This window comes from Pseudescherichia sp. L3 (assembly GCF_024656065.1).
Taxonomy (GTDB): Bacteria; Pseudomonadota; Gammaproteobacteria; order Enterobacterales; family Enterobacteriaceae; genus Pseudescherichia.
In genome coordinates, this window is sequence record NZ_JANKYC010000001.1 from 1,453,266 (window position 1) to 1,469,769 (window position 16,504).

Sequence of the window (16,504 nt, forward strand, 5' to 3'; positions counted from 1 at the left end):
TTAGAACAGCGTGTCGAGCTCGTCGACGACGCGGTAGTCGTCATCAATCAGCAGCAGCGTTTTGTATTTATCGAAGGTCAGGCATGGATGTGAGGTGCCAAACACCAGAATGTCACCGACGCGGACGTCGCTTTCCGGGGCCAGCTTCACCATACAGTGCTGATCCATAATTCCAACGCTGACGATGGCCTGCGGCCGGAACGGCAGGGCCTGGCCGTGGCGATAGTGGGCAATCGGCTGCGGCAGCCCGGCGTCAAAGGCGCAGTCGCGCTTGCCGAAGTTCACCACCGCGCGGTCGGCTTCCGGCACCGACTGCACCATCGCTACCAGCTCCAGGGCAGAGGCGAGATCGCCACCCAGATCGCAGGCGACGCGGTCGCGCGCAATCAGCGTCTGCTGCGCATCGGCATAAATCCCCCGGTCGTGGGTGATATAACAGCCCGGACGGATCACAATTCGACACTGCGCCGGTTTGCGGGCGGCAAGCCAGATATCACATACCACGTCATACCAGACCGTACCGGCGCCGGTGAGAATAAACTCGCCGTCCACCAGGTGCTCCATGCCACAGGCCAGCTCGGCGGCATCACGCAGCAGGGCTTCGACCTGCGGCTGCGGATCGTCGCCGTGCAGCACACCCTCATACAGCTCTAGCCCGCGCAGCCGCAGACCAGGCAGCGCATGGATTTTCTGTGCCAGCGCCAGCGCGGCGTCGGTGCTGCGACAGCCGCAGCGCCCACCGGGCACGCCCAGCTCTACCAGCACATCCAGCGTCTGGTTTTGCCCGGCAAAGAAGTCTGCAAGCGCAGCGGCATTTTCAACGCTGTCCACACAGCAGGCAAAATCCACCTCACGGTAATGCTGCTTAAGTTGAGCGATCAGCTGCATGTTGGCCTTCCCCACCAGCTGGTTCACCATCAGCACGCGCTTGATACCGCTCGCCATGGCCGCTCCGGCCTGCCAGGCGCTGCCAACGCCAATCGCCCATGCGCCCGCCTGCTGCTGCGCCTGAAAGATCCACGGCGTCATGGTGGTTTTCCCGTGCGGCGCCAGCGAGACGCCGCGGGCGTCAGCATAGCGTTGCATCCAGTCGATGTTATTGCGCAGCGCCGACTTTTTAAGCACCGCCGCGGGCAGGCAAACCTCTTCTGCCAGCACGTTTGCCGGGGTATGCATTATCGCGGACTTATGGGTCACTAACGTATCGGAATGATATTTCATAACATAATCCTTATCGGGATATCGTGTTTTAACGTTAAAATAACATATCTATCTATATGAAAATAAAAGAGTAAATATAATATTGTTATTGTTTTTGAATAAAAGTATCACAAAACGATCTGGATTTTGCGTAGTTTTCCACTGTTTTTTAAGCTTGTAAATGATTAACTTGGCTGCAGAACAAAAAGAGAGTGAGGTGTTATGAAGCATGACTGGCTTTTCAAAAACGCCACCGTTATCGACGGCAGCGGCGGACCTGAATACCGCGCCGATGTAGCGGTCAGCGGCGACCGTATCGTGGAGATCGCGCCTGCGATCCACGCTCAGGCCGGGCACGTTATCGATGCCAAGGGCAACGTGCTGTCGCCCGGTTTTATCGACGTGCATACCCATGACGATACCAACGTCATCCGCATGCCCGATTACCTGCCGAAAATCAGCCAGGGGATCACCACTGTGATTGTCGGCAACTGCGGCATCAGCGCCGCTACCGCCACGATCCGCAGCGACGTACCAGACCCGATGAACCTGCTGGGCGAGAAAGAGCACTTTATCTATCCGACGGTAGACGCTTACGCCCACGCGCTGGAAGCCGCGCGGCCCGCCATCAACGTCGGGACGCTGATTGGTCATACGACCCTGCGCAATAACCACATGGACGATCTGTTCCGGGCGGCAACCGCGGACGAAATCGCCGCCATGCGCCAGCAGCTGCGTGCGGCGCTACAGCAGGGGGCGCTGGGCATGAGCTCCGGGCTGGCCTACGCCACGGCGTTTCAGTCATCCACCGACGAAGTGATGGCCCTGGCGGAAGAGCTGGCGGCGGAAAAAAGTATCTACACCACGCACCTGCGCTCTGAGTTTGAACCGATTCTGGAGGCGCTCGACGAAGCGTTCCGGATTGGCCGCCACGGCAAGGTGCCGGTGGTGGTGTCACACCATAAGTGCGCCGGGGCAAAAAACTGGGGACGCACGCGGGAGACGCTGGCATTTTTCGACAAGATGCGCCAGCACCAGGAGATCGCCTGCGATTGCTACCCCTACTCCGCCAGCTCCTCGACGCTGGATCTCAAGCAGGTGACCGACGAGTTCGACATCGTCATTACCTGGTCTGAGGCGCACCCGGAGCAGGCGGGTAAAACGCTACAGCAGATAGCGGACGGCTGGCAGGTGAGCCTGCACAGCGCAGCGGAGCAGCTGATGCCCGCCGGGGCCATTTACTACAACATGGACGAGCAGGACGTGCGCCGGGTGCTGCGCTATCCGGTCACGATGATCGGTTCCGACGGGCTGCCAAACGACCCGATGCCGCACCCGCGCCTGTGGGGCGCTTTCCCGCGCGTGCTGGGCCATTACTGCCGCGACGAGAAGCTTTTCCCGCTGACGATGGCGGTGCATAAGATGACGGGCATGTCGGCGGCGCGCTTCCAGCTGCCGCAGAGGGGCCTGATCAAAACCGGCTACTATGCGGACCTGGTCCTTTTTGATCCGCATACGGTGCGCGACGTCGCCAGTTTCTCGGATCCTAAACGGCCCGCGGACGGCATCGACGCCGTGATGGTGAATGGCGTAATGAGCTACGACCACCATAAACACATTACAGGACGCGCAGGACGTTTCCTGCGTCGGCAGACCACAGAATAAGGAGCAACGATGAGCATTAAACGTTATGGCACCGAAGGCGGAACCGGCACTGGCGGACAGCACCTGCCGTTTGCCAGGGCGGTGGAGGCAGGCGGCTGGCTCTATGTCTCCGGCCAGACCCCAATGAAAAATGGCGAAGTGGTGGAAGGCGGCATTGTCGATCAGTCCCGGCTGGCGATCCAGAACTGCGTGGATATTATGACCGAGGCGGGCTATACCCTGGCGGATGTGGTTCACGTGAAGGTGATCCTGACCGATGCCCGCTACTTCCAGTCGTTCAACAAGGTTTTCCGGGAGTTTTTTGGCGATCATCCCCCTGCCCGCATCTGCTGCGTCGCAGACCTGGTCGTGGATTGCAAAGTTGAAGTCGATGTGACCTGCTACAACGCTGCTCGCATCAAATAATCCCCTCTCCCTTGCGCGCAAGGGAGATCGCACATTTATAAAAAAGCTATTGCGGTACCCCGGCAACACTTACTTTGCCTGTACTCTCGGATCCCCTGCGCCTTTTTTCAGGTGACCGGTCCTGTTAACACATCCGTTTCGCGCAGACGAAATAGATTAACGATATCTGGACGTGAGCAATGAATAATATCTCTTTCCTGGTCTGGTTCACCCTGTATGCCTGCGCCATGATTACGCTCGGCTGGTACGTTTCGCGGCATCAAAAAAATGGCGATGATTTTCTGCTGGGCGGCCGCTCGTTGCCGATGATATTAACCCTGGGATCGACGGTGGGCACCATGGTTGGCACCGGCTCAAGCGTGGGCGCAGTGGGCTTTGGCTATACCAACGGCTGGGCCGGGATGCTGTATGGCCTCGGGGGCGCGGTCGGGATCTTACTGGTCGCCTGGCTATTTGCCCCGGTGCGTAAATTACGCTTTATGACCATGAGCGAAGAGATCTCCTATTACACCGGCGGCAGTAAGATTGTTAAAAACGTGGTTGCCGTACTGATATTTATTGCCTCTATTGGCTGGCTGGGCGCGCATATTTTGGGTGGCGGTTTGTATCTCGCCTGGGCCAGTGGAATAGATATTAACGTCGCCAAAATTATTATTGCTCTGGCGTTTGTAGTATATGTCGGTATCGGGGGCTATTCCGCCGTAGTGTGGATCGATACCGTTCAATCTATCATCCTGTTTGTCGGCTTTATTTTAATGGCCGTGCTGGCGGTGAATCACGTCGGCGGCTGGGAGAATATTAAGCATGCCGTCGATCCAGCCGCCCAGAGCCTGTTTGCGGTGGATAAGCTTGGCGTCCTGCCCGCCTTCTCGCTGGCGATGGTGATCGGCGTCGGCGTGCTGGCGACCCCCTCTTACCGTCAGCGTATCTATTCGGCAAAAACGGTGTCGTCGGTGCGCCAGTCATTTACCATCACCGGCCTGCTGTACCTGCTCTTCTCCTTCCTGCCGGCGATTATCGGGATGGCGGTCTGGACGATGAACTCGCAGCTGGACAACAGCGGCTTCGCCTTCCTGTTCGCAACCCAGGTTCTGCCGCCGGTGCTGGCGATGGCGGTGCTGATTGCGGGCATGTCTGCCAATATGTCCTCCGGCAGTTCGGATGCTATCGCCGGGGTATCGATCATCCTGCGCGATCTCTACACCCTGGTGACCGGGCATATGCCTGCGCCGGAGAAAGCCATTCGTCTGTCGCGCATCTTCCTGGTGCTGGTGATCGCCCTTGCCCTGCTGTTCGCCCTCACCTCTAACGACATCATCAGCTATATCACCAAAATGATCTCGATGATTATGTCCGGCATGTTTATCTGCTCGATTCTGGGCCGCTTCTGGAACCGCTTTAACTGGCAGGGAGCGCTGGCCGCGCTGGCGGGTGGCGCGGGTGCCTCAGTCGCCGTACTGATGGACAGCGACTGGCTCGCCTTCTGGGGCAACCCCTGCGTGCCGTCGGTGCTGACCAGCCTGGGTTGTGCGGTGGTGGTGACGCTGGTCACGCCTGCCAGCGCGCTCAGCCGGGAAGAGGCGCTGGCGCTGATTACCCGTGAACGCGAGAGCCAGCCGGAAGCGCCGCCGCTGCCGATCGGCAAACGTAAACCGACAGAGGGCTAGCGAAGCATGCTGGCGTGGATCAGTCTCCCAGCGGCTGACGGTCCACGCCGCCGCGGTGGCTGTCCAGCGCCAGCTTGATACGGCGCAGCCGATCTTTGGTCTGCGCCTTGTTCGCCATCGCCAGCTCAGTCGCCAGCACGTCCACCATCGCCAGCATGGCGTAGCGAGAGGTGCTGGGCTTAAAGATGTAGTCGTTTTCTCGCACCAGCAGGGGCAGCACCAGATCGGCCTGCTCCGCCAGCGGCGTCTCCAGCGGCGTAATGGCGATCACTTTCGCCCCGTACTGCCTGGCAATCGCCGCACTCTCGATCATCTCCGGGGTATAGCCGCCCAGCGACAGCACCAGCACCACGTCCTGCGGAGCCACGGCGGAACACATCATCCGCACCAGCAGGCCGTCGCTCTGACTGACCACCGGCAGGCCAAGGCGGAAAAAGCGGTATTGCAGCTCCTGAGCGCAGATGGTGGATCCGCCCCCCATGCCAACGGCGAGAATTTGCCGCGCCTGGCTGAGCCAGCTAACCGCCTTGTTCAGCGCCTCACCGTTGAGCGCCCGGCGGTTGGTCTCCAGCACGCTGATGATCGACTCGTAAATCCCCTGCACCCCTTCGAGATCCGGCACGTCGAGGATAAAACGCTGCCCTACCGCCAGGGACTGCGCCAGCTTCATTTTTAATTCGCGTACGTCTTTACAGCCCAACGCGCGCGCAAAACGGGTAACAGAGGCCTGGCTGGTTTCGGTCAGGCGCGCCAGCTCGGCAATCGGCAGGTCCGCCGCCGTAGCGACATCATCAAGAATGAACTGGGCAATGCGCTTTTCAGTGGCGGTCAGCTCCATAAAGCGATCGGTAATGCAGGAGATAATATCAATCGTATAAGCCATGCGTAGCGTCAGGGTTCAGAAGAGTGTTGGTACTTTGTATCATAATTTGCCTGGCCGCTGTCAGCCACTGTAACCTGATAATTACGCCTCTTTTTTTACCAGTGCTCAATTATTATCCTTTACTTGTCAATATCTTACCTAACTCCACCCGATCTTCGTATTTTCAAGATGATAATGAGAATTATTGTGTTACTATCCGGTTATTATTTGGTAAACACGTGGCGTATGTCTCTGTTATATAAGACAACAAAATGGTTATATGCTTTTTTAATAACCGATTCAGACGCATACATACCCGTTGATGGCAAGGACTACTCATGGATCCTATTGTTTATGTAGTAGATGATGATAATTCGGTAAGGCAATCTCTGGTCAGGTTGTTAATGGCAGAGGATTATCGGGTTGCTGACTTTCCTTCAGCGCAGGCCTTTCTCGCTCATGCGTTCAGGCCAGAGCCCGGCTGTCTTATCCTTGATATGAACATGCCGGATGCCGACGGTTTTGACGTAGCTGAATCACTGACCAAACTCGGCTATCTCATTCCCGTGATCTTTCTCACCGGGTTTGGCACCATCCCGCTGTCGGTTAAGGCGATGAAGGCCGGGGCCTATGAGTTTATGACCAAGCCCGCCGTGCCGGGGCTGCTGCTCAAGGCTGTGGCAGATGCGCTGTCGCTGGCGGAGAAAAATATGGGTGCGTCGCAGGAGATACAGACGCTCACCAGCCGCTACGAGTCGCTGACCCCGCGCGAGAAAGAGGTGTTTCAACTGGCCATCGGCGGCCTGCTGAACAAGCAGATCGCCACCGCCATGGGCGTGAGTGAAATTACCGCCAAGGTGCATAAGAAGCGGGTCATGGAAAAGATGGAAGTGCGTTCGCTGGCGGATCTGGTTCGCTGTGCGGAGCGTCTTAATATAGTGAAATCGCAAAGCCGCTAATGCTTATGCTGCGGCCTGTTGTTAACGTTGAAGCCCCCGGAGAAATCGATGACCAGCCAACCCGCTACTGAGCCCCGCTCGCAGCTTAAGTCCCTTTCATCCACGCTAAGAAAACTGCATAAAACGCTGGTCGATCTCGAAACCACGCGTTTTGGCGATCCCGGCAACGCGTTTGAGCATTTACAGCTGCTGACCAGCCACCCGCAGTTTGCCTGGCTGCGCCAGATCTCTGAGGTGCTGGTAGACATTGACGAGCGACTGGACGACAAAGAGCAGCCGGTAGATAGCGCGGCGGTGGAGAGCGTACGTAAAACGCTCGCCAGCCTGCTGAGCGCGGAGAACAGCGGTGAGTTTCGCCAGAAATACCTCGATGCGCTGCAGGAGTCCACCGAGGTGGCGATGGCGCATGGCGAACTGCGTAACCGTTTAACGCAGATCGCGCCCGCGTCCTAAGCGCTACTCGCCCTGCTCACCCTGCTCGTCATGCACCGGCAGGGTAAACCAGAATCGGCTGCCGTGGCGCTCGCCTGGGGCAGCCTGCAACCGACCCGCATGACGTTCAATGATAGAGTGGCTGATGCTCAGCCCCATCCCCATCCCCTGCTCTTTGGTGGTGTAGAACGAATCAAACAGCCGCGCCTGCACCTCGGGGCTCAGACCAATCCCGGTATCGGTAATGTCCAGACGGATCCTGCCCGGCTCCGGGTTCAGTGAGCTCACGGTGAGGGTGAGCGGACGGTCATGTATGCCCGCCATAGCATCAATTGCGTTGACGATAAGGTTCAGCAGCACCTGCTGGATTTGCACGCTGTCGCCGTAGATAAAGGCATCCTGCGCCTTAAGCTGGTACTGGAGCGCAATCTGCTGCCGCTCCAGCTCGCTGCGTGAGAGCGCCACAATGTGGTAGACCAGATGGTGCAGGTTCACCCGCGAGCGGCTTGCCGTCTGGTTGCGCGTCAGCGCCTGTAATCCGCGAATGATATTCCCGGCGCGTTCGCCCTCGCTGATGATCTCCTCCAGGCTGGTACGCGCATGGCTGAGCATGGCCGGCTCCCGGCTGAGCCAGCGCAGGCTCGCACCCGCGTTAGCCACAATCGACATCAGCGGCTGGTTGATCTCATGGGCGATAGAGGCCGTTAGCTGCCCGACCGTGGTGGCGCGGGCGACGCGGGCGAGATCGGCCTGCGCCACGCGCACGGCGTCCTCCGACTGGCGGCGGGCGGTGATATCGGTGATGACGCCGAAATACTCTGCGACGCTGGGTTCATCCCCCACCGGATTACCTACCCCCAGAATGTAGCGGCACTCTCCGTCCGGACGAAACACCCGAAACTCGGCGCGCATCGAGACGCCGTTGCGCACGCTATCGGTAACCAGCCGGCTGATGCGCTGATAATCCTCCGGATGCACCAGCATCAGGAAATCCGCCATCGAGATCGTGCGCTGCCGGTCCGGCAGGCCAAGGATGCGGGCGTATTCATCGGAGACAAACATCAGATCCTGATCGATATCCCAGCGCCAGGTGCCGGTGTTACTGATGCGCTCCCCGAGCATCAGGGAGGTCTGGCTGGCGCGCAGCTCTTTCTCAACCCGCCGCCGCTGGACGTTCTCCTCCAGCAGCTCGGCGTACAGACGCGCCGTTTCCAGCGATACCGCCGCCTGCGACGCCAGCATCCTGACGATGCGTGAATGCTCGGCGGTAAAGATCTCCGGCATGACGCGGTTTTCCAGATAGAGCACGCCGACCATTTTGGCTTGCTTGTACATCGGGACGCACATCACCGCCGCGCCGGAGGTCACCAGATAGGCATCCTGGCTGAAGGGGCTAAAGCTTCCCGGCTTCCCGGTGCGGATCTCCTGGCCAGTACGCATCACCGCCGAGAGAATCGACAGCGGCATATCGGTCGCAGAAGGCCGCTCCTTAACCCGCCGCACCTTCACGCCGTCCGAGGAGGTCTCCGCGCAGGCCTGAGTTTCCAGCACGTTGTTATCAAGAATGCGAATAAGCAGGCCGCGCTGAGCACCTGCCCGCTCAAGCAGCAGGGTCATCAGCGTCTGCATCAGCCGGTCGAGGTCGATCTCCTCCGTCATGGCGCGCACCGCTCTGAGCATGCTCTCCAGATCGTGTACAACCTCATTCTGCGCAAAAGCAATGGTGTCGTAGGGCGTGCTCTGTACGGATGGCGAGAGATGCGGATAGTGGCGCTCCAGCTGGCGCAGTTTCGCCATCGCGCCCCACCGCCGCCATGCAGAAAACGCCCCGCGGAAATAGGCCTCGGAGGCCACCTGGAAGCCCGCTGCTTTCGCAAAGCCTCCGGCCAGCTCACAGGCCAGGCCGTGGATGTGATGAAACTCCGCGTCGCCCGAGAGCTTAATCGCCCTCTCATAGTGGGCGATGGCGATATCACTCTTCTGCTCCAGGCGCGCCAGCTCTGCGCCGACCAGCGCCTCTTTATCGGCAAAGGTCGCCGGATTATGCCGCGCCCACAGCGCGATCCGATCGTGATGGCCTTTTACCGTCTCCCGCTGCGCGGCGGTTGCGGTCTCCGGCGTCAGGGCAAGCGTCAGGGAAAGCGCGCTGTAAAAATGGTAATCAAGCAGATGGATATACCCCGGCACGCTGTCGACCATCGGCGCGGCGTTCTCCAGGCAATGGGACGCCTCGGCGTACTCCCCCGCCATAAAATGCGCCATACCGCGATAGAGCCAGAACCAGAACAGCGTCAGAGGGATGTGCTGATGGCCGCGCGCTGCCTCATCGGCAATCAGCGACGCGGGGAAAACGTCCGCGCCGGTAAAACTCCCCGAGGCATTACGCAGGTGATTCACATACAGCCGCTGGAGCAGAAGCAGGATCTCCACGTCCGGGAAGCGCAGTTTGCGAATAAAGCCCAGGCCGCGCTCGATAGTGGTCAGCACGCCGTCCAGGTGATCGCCGCGGGTAAGAAAATTCATGGTCTGATGGCGAATGATAAAACAGGCGGCGGTGAGATCGCCGTGGTCAACCGAGGCCGTAAAGCAGACTTTCGCGCTCTCGATGGCCGATCCGATCGGCTTCACCCACGAGGTAGCCAGATCTACCGCCAGCAGCGTTCGCCCTTTGAAATTGTTAAAAGCGTGCCGCATCACCAGCTCATGCGCGAGCTGGCTCCAGATAAATCCGGCCTGATATTCGTTGTAGCGGCGGCCAATCAGCACGCCATACCAGGCAAATGCCGCCGTTGAAGCGCCGCATAATCCCCGGTCCAGCGTCATATGAATGATTTTGCAGAGCAGTAAAAAGTGCAGGCGCGGACAGGCAAAGGCAGCGAACATGCTGGCGCTGAGCATCAGGCTCATGATCGCTTCCGCCTCCCCGTCTTGCGTTACGGCCAGGGTCTGGAAAGCCGCGACCGGATCGCCGCTAATTCGGGACTCTACCGATCGCCACGCCTCGTCGCAGTCGTGCGCCGTCGGGTGGCGGCTAAGGTCAACGCCAAAGGTGACCAGGCCGGACAGGGCCGTCTCCAGCGCCAGCGGCATATTAGACTGGCGCATATGAATTTCCGCCATCATGCAGGCGGCTACCGCTTTTTGATGCGGGCGCGGCGCATGCATCAGCCGCTGGCACAGCGCCAACGCAGCGGGGAGATTACCTTGCAGAAACTCGCACTCCGCCTCGTCAAAATCAAGCTGGAAAGCTTCATCCGGCTCGGCGTGGAGCGCATCCTCATGCAGCAGCTTTGCGGTACGCAGATAGCGCACGGCAGAGGCGTAATCACCGGTACTTTTCGCCCGCTGGGCGGCAAGATGACAGACCGCACGGTAGCTGTCGCGCTCCGGCGAGAAGCGAATGTCGTTAAGCGCTGAGGTGATATGGTGAACCGCTAAAAACAGCCGATCGCTGTCGTCGCTCTGGCGCGCCGCCTCGGTGAACAGGCGCGCGGCAGAGAGATTAAGCTGGCCGATCTCGTCAGCGTTAAGCAGCGCCCGCGCCGCCTTGTGTACGCGATCGTGCGTAAAGGTATATTCATCCCCGGCAAGGCTAATCAGCCGGGCGGAAACCGCCGGTTGCAGCTGCTCGTGAAGCTGCTCGGGCGCGATGGCTTGCATCTGGCTCAGCAGCGCGGGTTTGCCTGTTCCGCCTACACAGGCGAGGCAGCCAAGCAGCCTGCGCACTTGCAGAGGCATATCCGCCAGCTGCAGCAGCACCAGGCTTGCCACGTTTTCGGTGTAGTTTCGCGCGCGGATAGCAGGCAGATCGTAATACCATTTGCCCTGTTTTTTGTTATGGGTGATCAGCCCGTCTTTGACGATGCGCTGAAAAAACTCATGGGTAAACAGCGGATTGCCGCCGGTTTTTTCATGAATAAGCGTCGCCAGCTCGTGTAAGCCAGACGCCCGGGCCTGAAAAATGTCCGCCAGCCAGCGCGACACGGCTTTGACGCTGAGCGGCTCTGGTCGGATATCGACAAGATGATGGGCGTCGGCGCGCAGGTTTTTCAGCAGCGTTTGCGCGCTACCGTCGGGAAACGCGTCGGTATCAGAGTGGGCAACCACCATCAGCAGCGGCAGCGCGCCGCTGGCGTGGGTCAGGTATTCCAGAAGCTGCAGGCTGGCCTGATCTATCCAGTGAATATCATCAATTAATAACACCAGCGGGCAGTCCGGCGTGGCGAAGGCCTCCACCAGCCGGGATGCCATCTGGTTGAAACGCGCCCGGGCGTCGGTGGAGTCGGGATCGCCCGCGGTAAGGGAGCAATTATCCAGCAGCAGGCCCAGCTCCGGCACCAGCTTGACGGCCAGGACGGCATAGCTGCCGAGCGCCCGGGTAAGCCGCCGCTTCCAGCGCGCAACGTCCTCTGCCCCCAGCCCCAGCAGATAGAGCGTTAACGAGCGAAAGGCCGAGGCGATAACGGTATAGGGCACCACGGCGGAATACTGGTCGGCTTTGCTGACCGCCAGCAGCACACGCCGATGCTGGAGCGTTTTCAGCGCCGACGCGATGAGCGACGACTTGCCGCTGCCGAGCGGGCCGCTAATCACCACCAGCGAATGCGTGCCGCTCTCCATGACCCGGTCAAACGCCGCCAGCAGCTGCTGCTGCTGAGGGTGAGCCAGGTAGAGATTGTCCGGCAAAAAGCGGGCGGGCAGACGATCCTGCAAGCCTGGCGTAAACGGCGTGATATCCCCGTTTTCTGCCAGGTTCGCCTGACAGCGGCGCAGGTCGGCGATCAGCCCCTCCACCGTCTGGTATCGGTTCGCCGGGGATTTTTCCAGCAGACGCAGAACGATCGCCGAGAGCATGCCGGGCACCGAGGGCCGCACCTCGTGCAGCGGCCGGGGAACAGAGGCAATATGGTGATGCGCCCACTCCGCCTGCCCGCCTTCGCTGGACTCAAAGGGCAGCGTGCCGGTCAGGAGTTCATACAGCACGATGCCCAGGCTGTAGAGATCGCTGCGGCTGTCAACGTTATCGCGGGTGCGCGCGGTGTGCTCCGGCGACATATAGGCAAGCGTCCCGCCGGGCACCGTCAGGCTCGTCTGGCTGGCGATCTCTGGCGAGCCGGTGGTCAAGCCGAATCCGGCCAGCCGGTACGCGCCGCCGGGATCGATAAAAAAGTTGCCGGGTTTGATATCGCTGTGCACCAGCCCCTGGGCATGCATCTGCCGCAGCGGCGTGCAGAGGCCTAGCGCCATCGCCAGAAAGTCGGCGATATTGCCTACCCGCAGGCGGGTGGATTGCGCCAGGGTGCGGAAGGGAAACGGGGCATAGACCAGGGCATAGCGGCCGTGATGGCTGGTGGAGCTGATGGGTCGTACCGCCCAGACGCCAGAAAGCTGCCTACGCAGGGCAAATTCGTTTTTGAGCAGCCGGGTTGCCTGAAACTCTGCCTCATCGCTGGCGGCGCTGGCCAGGATAAAGCTCTCGCCCGAATGCAGCGGATGACACAAAGTCCAGGCGATGCAGCCTTCCTGAGCCAGCGGCGTGAAGATAATGTCGTCGGTTAAGGTAAATACGTCGCCATTCATCAGGTTGCCGGCGGCAGAGAGTTTTTCGCTCATCAGCGCTCCTCACGTAAAGAGAGTTCACGGCGGATATGTTCCAGCAGCGTATCAATATTGATCGGCTTGCGTAAAAGCGAAACGGCCTCCGCGCCCGTGATCGTCCACTGGCTGTTTTTCTCTTCGTGTCCGGAGATAAAAATAACCGGCGGCGGATTGGGTTGCGATACCACTGAAGTATAGAGTTCCAGGCCGCTCATCCCCTTTAGCTTGACGTCGAGGATCAACAGATCGGCGCTGGCCAACGCCGAGTCGTCACTGAGAAACGCTTCTGCGGATTCGAAGGTGCAGGTATCGTAGCCCTCCGACAGCAGTAAATTGCTTAGCCCGCTGCGAACGGAACGTTCATCGTCAACAATGACAATGCGCGGAGAGAACGCCATGCCGTGATCCTCTGACTGAGCTCACGCGAACGTGAGTGGCGCTCCCTACGGTAGGTTTTTGCCTTCGGGGGGAGGAGTGCCGCTGATTTTGGGCACGCATTCATGACGAAACCATGCCAGGGTGACCGGCTGACGGCGTAGAAGACGCCGACATACCGGAATAAGCTGTTCCCCCACCAGCATACCGAACAGCCCCAGCAGGGCAATGACCGGTGGTGCAGGCGAATGAACCTGTAATGCGCCATAGATAGCCCCTGCCAAAAGGCCGGTCGCCAGCGAAACAACGTATGATTTCAACATATTTAGCCTGCCCAGGTAAAGAGATTGACAAGCTGCTCGCCTGCCAGCATCCCCAGCAAACCCACCAGCGCGATGGCAGGCGGCGCGGGCGAGCGCACCTTCAGCAGGGCGTAAACCAGACCAATCAAGACCCCAGCGCCAAGGGAAATAAGCTCTGCGCTCATGGCAGTCTCCCGTTATTCAATCGTCACTCAGTAAAAAAACGGGCCGGGACAGAGGTCCGGCCCGCATCGACGTTATTTGTTGGCCGGAACCGGAGCCAGGGTACGATGTGCGCCCTTGGCACGCGACGGTGCTTTGTGCACCATGGTGTAAGCGTAATCAACGCCCATACCGTAAGCACCGGAGTGCTCTTTCACGATATCCATCACGGCGTTGTAGGTCTCTTTGTGCGCCCAGTCGCGCTGCCACTCCAGCAGAACCTGCTGCCAGGTCACCGGGATCACGCCCGCCTGGATCATGCGCTGCATCGCGAAGTCATGCGCCTCTTTAGAGGTGCCGCCGGAGGCGTCAGCCACCATATAAATTTCGTATCCCCCTTCCAGCATGGCGCACAGGGCGAAGGTGTTGTTACACACTTCGGTCCACAGACCCGACACCACCACCTTCTTCTTGCCGTTCTTCGCCAGCGCGTCACGCACTTTCTGGTCATCCCAGGAGTTCATGGAGGTACGCTCAAGAATGTCGTGCTCAGGGAAGACGTCCAGCAGCTCCGGGAAGGTGTTACCCGAGAAGCTTTCGGTTTCAACGGTGGTGATGGTGGTGGGAATGTTGAAGACCTTAGCCGCTTTTGCCAGGCCAACCACGTTGTTCTTCAGTACCTGACGGTCGATAGATTGCACGCCGAAGGCCATCTGCGGCTGCTGATCGATAAAGATCATCTGGCAATTTTCTGGGGTCAGTACTTCAAGCTTAGAGTTGGTCATGTGAGTTTCCATTGTCGTGTAAGTTAAAACAGATTGTTATCGACACGGATAGTAAAACCCCTGAACCGGCATAACTATTATCTCTGTGTATAACTATACCTTCGTATAGGTATACCTTCGTATAACTAGACGCCCGATCCCCCTGCTGAAGATAATCCCATCACTTTATAGTCCGGCGCATCAGGCTTCGGACGCTTCAGCAGGAGAACCCAATGGTCTCGCTCGGCAAGGCAGAACTCATTTTACTCAACGGTAAATTTCATACGGTAGACAGGGAAAACCCGGTCGCCGATGCGGTGGCTATTCGCGACGGCAAGTTTCTGGAGGTTGGCACGGCGGCAGAGGTGATGCAGCACCAGGCGGAAGGCACCCGCGTCATCGATCTCAAAGGCAGCACCGCGATCCCAGGCCTCAACGACTCCCACCTGCACCTGATCCGCGGCGGTCTGAACTACAATCTCGAACTGCGCTGGGAAGGCGTGCCGTCGCTGGCGGACGCGCTGCGTATGCTGAAAGAGCAGGCGCTGCGCACCCCTGCTCCGCAGTGGGTGCGCGTGGTCGGCGGCTGGTCTGAATTTCAGTTTGCCGAACGCCGGATGCCCACCCTGGATGAGATCAACGAGGCCGCGCCGGATACGCCGGTGTTTATTCTGCATCTCTATGACCGCGCCCTGCTCAACCGCGCCGCGCTGAAGGTGGTGGGCTACACCAAAGATACCCCGAACCCGCCCGGCGGCGAGATCCAGCGCGACGGCAACGGCAACCCCACCGGGATGCTAATTGCCCGCCCGAACGCCATGATCCTCTACGCTACCCTGGCAAAAGGGCCGAAGCTGCCGCTGGAGCAGCAGGTCAACTCTACCCGCCAGTTTATGCGCGAGCTGAACCGCCTGGGCCTGACCAGCGCCATCGACGCCGGCGGCGGCTTCCAGAACTACCCGGAAGATTATGAGGTGATCGCCGAGCTGCATGCCAAAGAGCAGATGACCATCCGCATCGCCTATAACCTGTTTACCCAGCGTCCCGGCCATGAGCTGGAGGATTTTGAGAAGTGGACCGATATGCTGACGCCGGGCCAGGGCAGCGACTTCTTCCGCCACAACGGCGCAGGCGAGATGCTGGTCTTCTCCGCCGCGGACTTCGAAGATTTCCTTGAACCGCGCCCGGATCTCGCGCCGGGTATGGAAGACGAGCTGGAGCGCGTCGTCCGTCATCTGGTAGAGCACCGCTGGCCGTTCCGCCTGCACGCCACCTATAACGAATCCATCAGCCGCATGCTGGATGTGTTCGAGAGAGTGAACCGCGACATTCCCTTCAACGGCCTGCACTGGTTCTTTGATCATGCCGAAACGGTCACCCAACACAACATCGACCGCATCAAAGCGCTGGGCGGCGGCATTGCGGTACAGCACCGGATGGCCTTCCAGGGCGAATATTTCGCCGAGCGCTATGGCATGGAGGCGGTGCGCCACACCCCGCCGGTAGCGAAGATGCTGGAGACCGGCGTGCCGGTGGGATTGGGTACCGACGCCACCCGCGTCGCCAGCTACAACCCGTGGACTGCGCTCTACTGGCTGGTCTCTGGCCGCACCGTGGGCGGCATGCAGATGTATGACGTCAACGCGCGCCTCGACCGCGACACCGCCCTGATGCTCTGGACCCAGGGCAGCGCCTGGTTCTCCAGCGAGCAGGGCAAAAAGGGCCAGATCAAAGTTGGCCAGCTGGCGGATCTCGCCGTGCTGAGCAAAGACTATTTCCGCGTGCCGGAAGAGGAGATCAAAGGTATCGAATCCGTGCTGACCGTGGTGGATGGCAACATCGTCTACGCCGCAGGGGCCTTTACCTCGGAAGCTCCGCCGTCGATTCCTGTGCTGCCAGAGTGGTCGCCGGTGGTCAACGTGCCGGGCCACTACCGCAGCGCCCCACCGCAGCAAAACCGCGTCGGGCTGATGCCTGCCGTGCACCACTGCAGCGGTCCGTGCGGCGTACACAGCCACCAGCACGACGTGGCGCGCCACTCCTCGGTTCCAGTTTCAGACGACAGCGCCTTCTGGGGCGCGCTCGGCTGCAGCTGCTTCGCCTTCTGATAACG

The 16,504-nt window shown here is 59.6% G+C and carries 12 protein-coding genes and 1 pseudogene; 6 read left to right on the top strand and 7 right to left on the bottom strand.

Annotation, left to right across the window (positions count from 1 at the left end):
* Complete coding sequence (locus NR795_RS07040; RefSeq protein WP_144815291.1) at positions 1-1,221, bottom strand: amino acid deaminase; 1,221 nt, start codon at positions 1,219-1,221, stop codon at positions 1-3.
* Positions 1,222-1,422: 201 nt separating this feature from the next.
* On the opposite strand from NR795_RS07040, the gene NR795_RS07050 reads away from it, so the two are divergent.
* From NR795_RS07050 to NR795_RS07060, 3 genes are all read left to right on the top strand, one after another.
* The gene (locus tag NR795_RS07050) at positions 1,423-2,865 is read left to right on the top strand and encodes an amidohydrolase family protein (protein WP_257757702.1); all 1,443 of its coding nucleotides are present in this window, start codon (positions 1,423-1,425) and stop codon (positions 2,863-2,865) included.
* A 9-nt stretch (positions 2,866-2,874) separates the two neighbouring features.
* Positions 2,875-3,270, top strand: a complete 396-nt coding sequence (locus NR795_RS07055) for a RidA family protein (protein ID WP_042390775.1) — start codon at positions 2,875-2,877, stop codon at positions 3,268-3,270.
* Between the two features lie 179 nt (positions 3,271-3,449).
* The gene (locus NR795_RS07060) at positions 3,450-4,937 is read left to right on the top strand and encodes a sodium:solute symporter family protein (RefSeq protein ID WP_257757703.1); all 1,488 of its coding nucleotides are present in this window, start codon (positions 3,450-3,452) and stop codon (positions 4,935-4,937) included.
* A 19-nt stretch (positions 4,938-4,956) separates the two neighbouring features.
* On the opposite strand, the gene NR795_RS07065 is transcribed toward NR795_RS07060, so the two are convergent.
* A complete protein-coding gene (locus NR795_RS07065; protein ID WP_222887842.1) occupies positions 4,957-5,820 on the bottom strand; it encodes a MurR/RpiR family transcriptional regulator in 864 nt (287 codons plus the stop codon).
* Between the two features lie 317 nt (positions 5,821-6,137).
* Between NR795_RS07065 and NR795_RS07070 the strand changes: the two genes are divergently transcribed.
* Together NR795_RS07070 and NR795_RS07075 are read left to right on the top strand one after the other, a co-directional pair.
* On the top strand, positions 6,138-6,758 hold the full coding sequence (locus tag NR795_RS07070) for a response regulator transcription factor (protein ID WP_257757704.1): 621 nt from the start codon (positions 6,138-6,140) through the stop codon (positions 6,756-6,758).
* A 48-nt stretch (positions 6,759-6,806) separates the two neighbouring features.
* A complete protein-coding gene (locus NR795_RS07075; RefSeq protein ID WP_144815273.1) occupies positions 6,807-7,211 on the top strand; it encodes a hypothetical protein in 405 nt (134 codons plus the stop codon).
* 3 nt (positions 7,212-7,214) lie between these two features.
* On the opposite strand, the gene NR795_RS07080 is transcribed toward NR795_RS07075, so the two are convergent.
* The 5 genes and pseudogenes from NR795_RS07080 to NR795_RS07100 form a co-directional block, all read right to left on the bottom strand.
* On the bottom strand, positions 7,215-12,803 hold the full coding sequence (locus NR795_RS07080; protein WP_257757705.1) for an AAA family ATPase: 5,589 nt from the start codon (positions 12,801-12,803) through the stop codon (positions 7,215-7,217).
* Entirely contained in the window at positions 12,803-13,186 is a 384-nt protein-coding gene (locus NR795_RS07085) for a response regulator transcription factor (RefSeq protein WP_042390765.1), read from the bottom strand. The genes NR795_RS07080 and NR795_RS07085 overlap by 1 nt, the downstream gene beginning before the upstream one ends.
* 45 nt (positions 13,187-13,231) lie before the next feature.
* Positions 13,232-13,486 (bottom strand): XapX domain-containing protein, encoded by a 255-nt coding sequence (locus tag NR795_RS07090; protein ID WP_181016623.1) that lies wholly within the window; start codon positions 13,484-13,486, stop codon positions 13,232-13,234.
* Between the two features lie 29 nt (positions 13,487-13,515).
* Positions 13,516-13,650: pseudogene (locus NR795_RS07095) on the bottom strand (DUF1427 family protein); the annotation flags it as partial.
* Between the two features lie 72 nt (positions 13,651-13,722).
* A complete protein-coding gene (locus NR795_RS07100) occupies positions 13,723-14,412 on the bottom strand; it encodes a hydrolase (RefSeq protein WP_257757706.1) in 690 nt (229 codons plus the stop codon).
* A gap of 212 nt (positions 14,413-14,624) precedes the next feature.
* On the opposite strand from NR795_RS07100, the gene NR795_RS07105 reads away from it, so the two are divergent.
* Positions 14,625-16,499, top strand: coding sequence for an amidohydrolase (locus tag NR795_RS07105; protein WP_257757707.1), 1,875 nt, complete (start codon positions 14,625-14,627; stop codon positions 16,497-16,499).
* Positions 16,500-16,504: the final 5 nt, after the last annotated feature.